The 5,513-nt window shown below is 46.3% G+C and carries 13 protein-coding genes; 8 read left to right on the forward strand and 5 right to left on the reverse strand.

From position 1 onward, the window contains the following. Positions 1-226, reverse strand: a 226-nt coding sequence (locus QCH34_RS05755) for a hypothetical protein (RefSeq protein ID WP_300331520.1), incomplete at its 3' end; no start/stop codon positions are given. Positions 227-320: 94 nt separating this feature from the next. On the opposite strand from QCH34_RS05755, the gene QCH34_RS05760 reads away from it, so the two are divergent. Both QCH34_RS05760 and QCH34_RS05765 read left to right on the forward strand, forming a co-directional pair. After that, complete coding sequence (locus QCH34_RS05760) at positions 321-629, forward strand: type II toxin-antitoxin system HicB family antitoxin (RefSeq protein WP_300331523.1); 309 nt, start codon at positions 321-323, stop codon at positions 627-629. Between the two features lie 48 nt (positions 630-677). Next, complete coding sequence (locus QCH34_RS05765) at positions 678-884, forward strand: hypothetical protein (RefSeq protein WP_300331526.1); 207 nt, start codon at positions 678-680, stop codon at positions 882-884. A 187-nt stretch (positions 885-1,071) separates the two neighbouring features. Here QCH34_RS05765 and QCH34_RS05770 read toward each other — a convergent pair whose 3' ends face one another. Further along, on the reverse strand, positions 1,072-1,272 hold the full coding sequence (locus QCH34_RS05770) for a hypothetical protein (protein ID WP_300331529.1): 201 nt from the start codon (positions 1,270-1,272) through the stop codon (positions 1,072-1,074). Between the two features lie 155 nt (positions 1,273-1,427). Between QCH34_RS05770 and QCH34_RS05775 the strand changes: the two genes are divergently transcribed. Both QCH34_RS05775 and QCH34_RS05780 read left to right on the forward strand, forming a co-directional pair. Beyond that, the gene (locus tag QCH34_RS05775; RefSeq protein ID WP_366898382.1) at positions 1,428-1,640 is read left to right on the forward strand and encodes a 2-oxoisovalerate dehydrogenase E1 subunit beta; all 213 of its coding nucleotides are present in this window, start codon (positions 1,428-1,430) and stop codon (positions 1,638-1,640) included. Positions 1,641-1,868: 228 nt separating this feature from the next. Then, a complete protein-coding gene (locus QCH34_RS05780) occupies positions 1,869-2,072 on the forward strand; it encodes a hypothetical protein (RefSeq protein WP_300331537.1) in 204 nt (67 codons plus the stop codon). 78 nt (positions 2,073-2,150) lie between these two features. Here the strand turns inward: QCH34_RS05780 and QCH34_RS05785 are convergent, their stop codons facing one another. Beyond that, a complete protein-coding gene (locus QCH34_RS05785) occupies positions 2,151-2,516 on the reverse strand; it encodes a nucleotidyltransferase family protein (RefSeq protein WP_366898379.1) in 366 nt (121 codons plus the stop codon). Next, entirely contained in the window at positions 2,513-2,803 is a 291-nt protein-coding gene (locus tag QCH34_RS05790) for a nucleotidyltransferase family protein (RefSeq protein WP_300331541.1), read from the reverse strand. Before QCH34_RS05790 ends, QCH34_RS05785 begins: the two co-directional genes overlap by 4 nt. Positions 2,804-2,956: 153 nt before the next feature. Between QCH34_RS05790 and QCH34_RS05795 the strand changes: the two genes are divergently transcribed. Both QCH34_RS05795 and QCH34_RS05800 read left to right on the forward strand, forming a co-directional pair. Next, positions 2,957-3,214 carry a UPF0175 family protein gene (locus QCH34_RS05795; RefSeq protein ID WP_255332219.1) on the forward strand — a complete coding sequence of 86 codons (258 nt, stop codon included), beginning with the start codon at positions 2,957-2,959 and terminating at the stop codon, positions 3,212-3,214. Next, positions 3,198-3,704 (forward strand): DUF3368 domain-containing protein, encoded by a 507-nt coding sequence (locus QCH34_RS05800; protein WP_255332220.1) that lies wholly within the window; start codon positions 3,198-3,200, stop codon positions 3,702-3,704. Before QCH34_RS05795 ends, QCH34_RS05800 begins: the two co-directional genes overlap by 17 nt. Positions 3,705-3,824: 120 nt before the next feature. On the opposite strand, the gene QCH34_RS05805 is transcribed toward QCH34_RS05800, so the two are convergent. Further along, a complete protein-coding gene (locus QCH34_RS05805; protein WP_300331548.1) occupies positions 3,825-4,214 on the reverse strand; it encodes an HIT family protein in 390 nt (129 codons plus the stop codon). A 190-nt stretch (positions 4,215-4,404) separates the two neighbouring features. On the opposite strand from QCH34_RS05805, the gene QCH34_RS05810 reads away from it, so the two are divergent. Together QCH34_RS05810 and QCH34_RS05815 are read left to right on the forward strand one after the other, a co-directional pair. Further along, the gene (locus QCH34_RS05810; protein ID WP_300331551.1) at positions 4,405-4,593 is read left to right on the forward strand and encodes a hypothetical protein; all 189 of its coding nucleotides are present in this window, start codon (positions 4,405-4,407) and stop codon (positions 4,591-4,593) included. Positions 4,594-4,614: 21 nt separating this feature from the next. Then, a complete protein-coding gene (locus QCH34_RS05815) occupies positions 4,615-5,487 on the forward strand; it encodes a hypothetical protein (RefSeq protein WP_300331554.1) in 873 nt (290 codons plus the stop codon). Positions 5,488-5,513: the final 26 nt, after the last annotated feature.

The raw sequence follows: 5,513 nt of genomic DNA on the forward strand, positions 1-5,513 counted from the left end.
TCTTAAAAGCAGGCGTGTCATCCTCCGCCATCTTCGCAGACTTGAAGCTCTGGATACTCTCACTGGTGCCTCCGGCATTGAGCGGCTGGGTGGTGATAGAGATGTTGACGTACGTGGTGACATATATAGAATGCATGTCAGCCGCACCTACACTCTCATCTTTCGCCTCTGCCCGGATCAGAGCCGCATCCGGGTGGTTGAGATTCTCCCTATAGATCTCGCACATAAACGGTATTTCCGGTATAGGTGAGTGTGTACAAGCGTGAAGAGTTCGATCTGGAGGATATCAATTATTATGTCAATTGGGGGATGACAGATCCATGAATCGTTCTATGAACCATGCCATGAACAGTGACATGAACAGTGACATGATCAACGATTATATAGCAGAAGCCCTGTCACATGCTCGATATGAAGTAATCGAGGATGAGGAGCCATATTACGGGGAGGTTCCAGGACTGGCCGGGGTGTATGCAACCGGCAGGAGCCTTGAAGAGTGCCGGGAAAACTTAAAGCATGTTATTGAGGGATGGATACTGGCCAGAAGAGAGCACAATCTGGATGTTCCATCCATCTGCCCTGCTACTGACGGGAATGGTTTGCATGGTGGAGGGGTGGATCAAAAATAAATGAGCGAAAACAGCAAAATATGCTCATATGGATCATAGGGATGTCAGATGAAGAAAACAATCAGTGAGATCCGGAAAGAGGGAATTTGCGCACTGAGCAAAGCTCTTGGACCTGTTGATATGGCTCGCTTTATTCAGAGCTACGAGTCTGGAAGTGGGGATTACACAAAAGAGCGGCATGAGTGGCTTCCTGACGATACTGAAGCTTTGAATCAACGATTGCTTGAGAGAGAGAACCAGAGGAAGAAGGTCTAATCCTTAAGACGCTGATTTACTTGAAATTTCAGGTTTTTATGAAAGATGCCCCTGGTGGCACGTGGAGGTTGGATTGTCTCTCTTGTTTCAACTCGGGCCGTAACTCAGGCCGCAACCAGGGCCGTGATTCTTTACTTGTTCGGTTACTTGTACGGTTACTTGTACGGTTACTTGTTCGGTTGGATATTCAATACTCTTCAATTGACTCCCCTTTTAGCGTATACCCTGTCCTTAACAGGCTAAGATAGAATGGGGTGTCTGTCTCCCTGAGGTCTGATAATCGGTTGGATGTCAGGATGAGGATGTGTGTCAAAACTCCCACCTCCTCAGAGATTGCCTTCTCAATCTTTGCCGCCATCATCTCGAGATCCGGTGCATATTCGGGCACAAGAAGATAGAGATCACGATTGTATTCGCTCTTCGAAAAAATGTTTCCACTTTAGAAACTGATTGTTTCCGCTCCGGGAACAATCGCCTCCCATTGGCATATAGAGATGATACTTTCTTCATGATGGAATACACAATCTACATCTGTTGAAGGCAATGCACACTGAAAAGGAAATCATATTCATTGCCTGGGAATCCCCGGAGGGAGGGTATGAGGCTCATTCACCTGGCCACTCTATCTTTACCCAGGCTGATAACTTCGAAGAATTGAAGGCAATGGTTCATGATGCCGTCTGCTGCCATTTTGAGGAAGATGAACGGCCCCGCATTATCAGGCTCCACCAGGTTCTTCCTCCAGGGGATGAATGACTGAAATATCGAATGTGGATGGCGACATATGTCTGCTGGATCAGAGATCTCTTGTTTATATCGCCAAAAAACCGTCGGATCACGTATTGGTGAAGGTGCATCACTTTTAGATGAGGCAGTGGGTCAAAAACAGTTTAGCGAAAGCAATAGCAGGGAGGCATCTTATATTCTGCCAGGAGAGATATTCACCACGGGGAATTGCTTGTGATACATACCATACGGAAAAAGGTGAAAATCGATTCTGATGGACTTATTCAGATCTATGTTCCTGAATTTGAACCCGGAACTATAGCAGATGTGATAGTGCTTGCGCCATCAGATACGAGAAAGAAACGTTCCCTCACAAGCATTATTGGCAAGGGGCAGGGTTGTTTTGCATGTGCAGAGGAGGCTGACGCCTTTATCCGAAAAGAGCGCGAATCATGGGATTAATCGATGAGATAGCCGACGAATTTTTTCGCCACCTTGTTTAATCCCCTAATCTACGATTATTCCTGACATCTCCCCTCCTTAAACTACCTCTCCACACCAGATAACCTCCTTTTCGACAGTACGGCAAAGATATTTGCTTAATCCCTGTTCGGTGACAAGGTCCACATTGCGGCCAAGGAGATCTTCGAGAAAATAGACTAACTCCATGAAGTTACGAAAGGTTGCTTCTCCAGGTGCAAATTCAACCAGCAGATCGATGTCACTGTCCGGGCGATCTTCTCCCCGCACCACCGATCCGAAGCATCCGATTCTTGCAACGCCAAAACGTTTCTTAAGATGGGGAAGAATTACTTCAAGCTGACGGATGATGGGATCGTTCTTTTGCCGGTTTCCCAGCATCTCTCTGTTTGCTTCCATTGACATTATACCCGGATCATCGTTCATAACGGCACAGCTTCCTGAAGAATCCGATCACGGACAGCCCAGTGGAGTCCCTTCTCGCTCAGGACATCTACTTTTCGTCCAAGGAGATCCTCAAGATCATGGATGAGTGCAATATGATCAAGGAGGCTTGTTCCTGGTTTAAAATCAACGAGGATATCAAGGTCACTTTCCGGGTTCTCTTCTCCCCGGATTACTGATCCGAAGAGCCGGATATTTACCGCTCCACGTGCTGCTGCCAGCCGCCGGATCGCCTCCTTCTGCCTTACTACCTCGTCATAAAGGCTCATTGTATCGACTTGATCCTGGTATTGTCGGGTGAAAATATAATCATATTGCCCTGTAGCCAGGGGAGATCCGTTCTTGATCTGGTGGCAATGGAACGGATAGCATCCGTTAGTATTATACGGTTTCTATCCAATTCTTATCAACGAGTAAGAGGTATGTCCGATATAACGATCACTATCCCACAGGAGATTGTATCTGCACTTCGCCTTCCCCCAGATAGCGTAGAGTCTGCCCTCCATCAGGAACTTGCTATTGCTCTCTATATGAGAGGTGTGCTCTCTTCAGGAAAGGCTGCCGCACTTGCCGGTCTGAAGCGCTGGCAATGGGAGGAGCTTCTCGGAGTACGGAAGGTTCCGCGTCATTATACGGACGAAGATCTCCAGATGGATATCGCCTATGGTTCGAGCGATTAGTAATTCATCACCTCTTATCCATCTTTCATTGATTGGGCGGATAGATCTTCTTCGAAGGTTTTCTTCAGTTATTATTCCTCCTGCCGTCTGGCATGAGGTTGTAGAAGATGGAGATGATCGACCGGGTGTTGCAGAAATCCTCCTCTTGCGTAAAGAGGGTTGTTTATCGGTGATTCAACCTAAAAATACAGATCTTCTCCATCTTCTTGAGAATGATCTTCATCGAGGTGAAGCGGAAAGCATCGTTTTGGCCCTAGAAATTGAGCATGATATACTTCTTCTTGACGAGAGTGAAGCACGACGTATAGCAGGATCATATAATCTGAACGTCACTGGAGTGATTGGATTGTTGCTACGGGCAAAAAGAGATGGTCATATCTCCTCACTAGAAGATGAGATGGCTCGGTTAAGGAATGAGGGTCACTTTTGGATTCGAGAAAGTCTCTACAATTATGTGATAGAATCTGAGAAGAAGATGGATGATGATTAATAATTAAATATACTATAAACGCATTCCAACCGTCGAAATCCTTCAAACCTCCTTGAATACACTGTCTTCATAGGGTTTATGAAGGATTTTTCCGACCCTCAAAAAGTGATCCACTTTTCTCTAATACCTCCTCTTCCCCGGAATAACTCCTCTCACCCCGCCCTTCGGCTCCTCTATATCCCCAACATACCTCGGAATCACATGGACATGTAGGTGCATGACGCTCTGCCCGGCCGCCGCCCCGATGTTCACCCCGATGTTGTAGCCGTCGGGGGCATACCGCTCATCGAGCAGCCGACGGGCATCATGGACGAGAGACAGGAGGGCGGCCTGCTCGGCTTCGGCCGCCTCGAAGAACGAGGCCACGTGCCGGAAGGGGATTGCGAGCAGGTGGCCGGGGCTGACCGGATAGAGGTCGAAACGGGCGTAGGCGAGATCGTTTGAGAGGACGATTGAAGGGGGGGCGGGGGTGCAGAAGGGGCAGGTGGGGGGGTTGGTTAGATGGACCATGGTTCATATCCTCTGATGGTGATGAGGTAGGTGGTTTTCTCGGTGAGATGGTACCTGGAAGCTGATACTCTCAATATTGTTCTCTAGAATCATCTTCCACTTGTGACTCTTTAAGTTGAACGCTGAAACTTCAATTTTATGCACATTATGTGCATTAAGCCCTAAATGTGCATGATCCGAATTGGATCATATGGAGACGAAAGAAAAAATTGTCAAATCCCGGTTCCACCATGGATCCAATTCTCTGGATCTCACCATTCCATCTGAGATCGTCCGTTCATCAAAGATCAATCTAGGAGACGTCTTCCGGGTTGTTGCCTCTGAGGAGAAAGGAACGCTCACTCTTCGATACGAGCGAATCTACTCATCAAAGGTCTGAGGAGATGCCGGGTGATTTTGCATGGCGAATAAGAGGATTGAGTATGTTCTGCCTAATGTCAGTAGTATTCGCCAAAGGGGTGGACTTGCAGAACGAATTGACCTTGCAAGCCAATTCGACTGTAAATATGTGGAAATTCCGGCAGACTTAATCAAGAATGGGACTGAGGAAGTTAAAACTGGCGTAGATATTGGGATGCCTCTCAAAAAAGAACATATTCCTCTCCTGTATTCACAGGACCCGATAGAAAAAGGGAATTGTAATTACATTCTTCATACTGAGCCTTCCGTACCCCGGACTGATCAATATAATATTATTTCACAGACAGTAATAAAATGGCATCAACCAGAATGGGTACATGACTTCTCAGTGATGGTGGGCAATATAACCGAGTATTTTGGTATTCCAGCTGATTTCATTGAAATTCATCCTGGCGATAAGCGAAACGCCATTCCTGATATAGTAGAGGGTATGAGAAAAATTTTTGAAACCCAATCCCGTATCTGGGGTGATGAACCAAACATCGTTCTTGAAAACCGGACTGGGCAGATGATCAGCCGGGGAAAAGAGATCGCATCACTCTGGAATTATATCGAACGCTCAGCAACCGATATTATCGATAAGACAGGGGTTGTTATGGATGTTCAACAGCTATATACTGTAACCAAAACTAAATTTGAACAAAATTTAGCAATGATCCCTCCTTCCTGCCTGAAAGGATTTCATATTCATAGGAAACATGGAACTCCGGCTTCTTCTGATCAAATACCTTGGAAATCTGTTTTTTCCTTTATCAAGACCTTAAATCAGCCATTTTTCATTAATCCTGAAGTACACCATAAGAATGCAGTACGGCCGACAATCGACTTCTGTGAGTTGATGATGAAAGGATAACTGGTAAGCTCACTGATAGGGGGATA

It is taken from the genome of Methanocalculus sp., assembly GCF_029762515.1.
In the GTDB taxonomy this organism is placed as follows: Archaea; Halobacteriota; Methanomicrobia; order Methanomicrobiales; family Methanocorpusculaceae; genus Methanocalculus.

What these genes read in the sequence shown, in the direction of transcription:
- QCH34_RS05785 (WP_366898379.1), bottom strand. Translation starts at nt 2,516, where the DNA reads ATGAACGATGATCCGGGTATAATGTCAATGGAAGCAAACAGAGAGATG.
- QCH34_RS05815 (WP_300331554.1), top strand. Translation starts at nt 4,615, where the DNA reads ATGGCGAATAAGAGGATTGAGTATGTTCTGCCTAATGTCAGTAGTATT.
- QCH34_RS05795 (WP_255332219.1), top strand. Translation starts at nt 2,957, where the DNA reads ATGTCCGATATAACGATCACTATCCCACAGGAGATTGTATCTGCACTT.
- QCH34_RS05760 (WP_300331523.1), top strand. Translation starts at nt 321, where the DNA reads ATGAATCGTTCTATGAACCATGCCATGAACAGTGACATGAACAGTGAC.
- QCH34_RS05775 (WP_366898382.1), top strand. Translation starts at nt 1,428, where the DNA reads ATGCACACTGAAAAGGAAATCATATTCATTGCCTGGGAATCCCCGGAG.
- QCH34_RS05810 (WP_300331551.1), top strand. Translation starts at nt 4,405, where the DNA reads ATGGAGACGAAAGAAAAAATTGTCAAATCCCGGTTCCACCATGGATCC.
- QCH34_RS05800 (WP_255332220.1), top strand. Translation starts at nt 3,198, where the DNA reads ATGGTTCGAGCGATTAGTAATTCATCACCTCTTATCCATCTTTCATTG.
- QCH34_RS05805 (WP_300331548.1), bottom strand. Translation starts at nt 4,214, where the DNA reads ATGGTCCATCTAACCAACCCCCCCACCTGCCCCTTCTGCACCCCCGCC.
- QCH34_RS05790 (WP_300331541.1), bottom strand. Translation starts at nt 2,803, where the DNA reads ATGAGCCTTTATGACGAGGTAGTAAGGCAGAAGGAGGCGATCCGGCGG.
- QCH34_RS05765 (WP_300331526.1), top strand. Translation starts at nt 678, where the DNA reads ATGAAGAAAACAATCAGTGAGATCCGGAAAGAGGGAATTTGCGCACTG.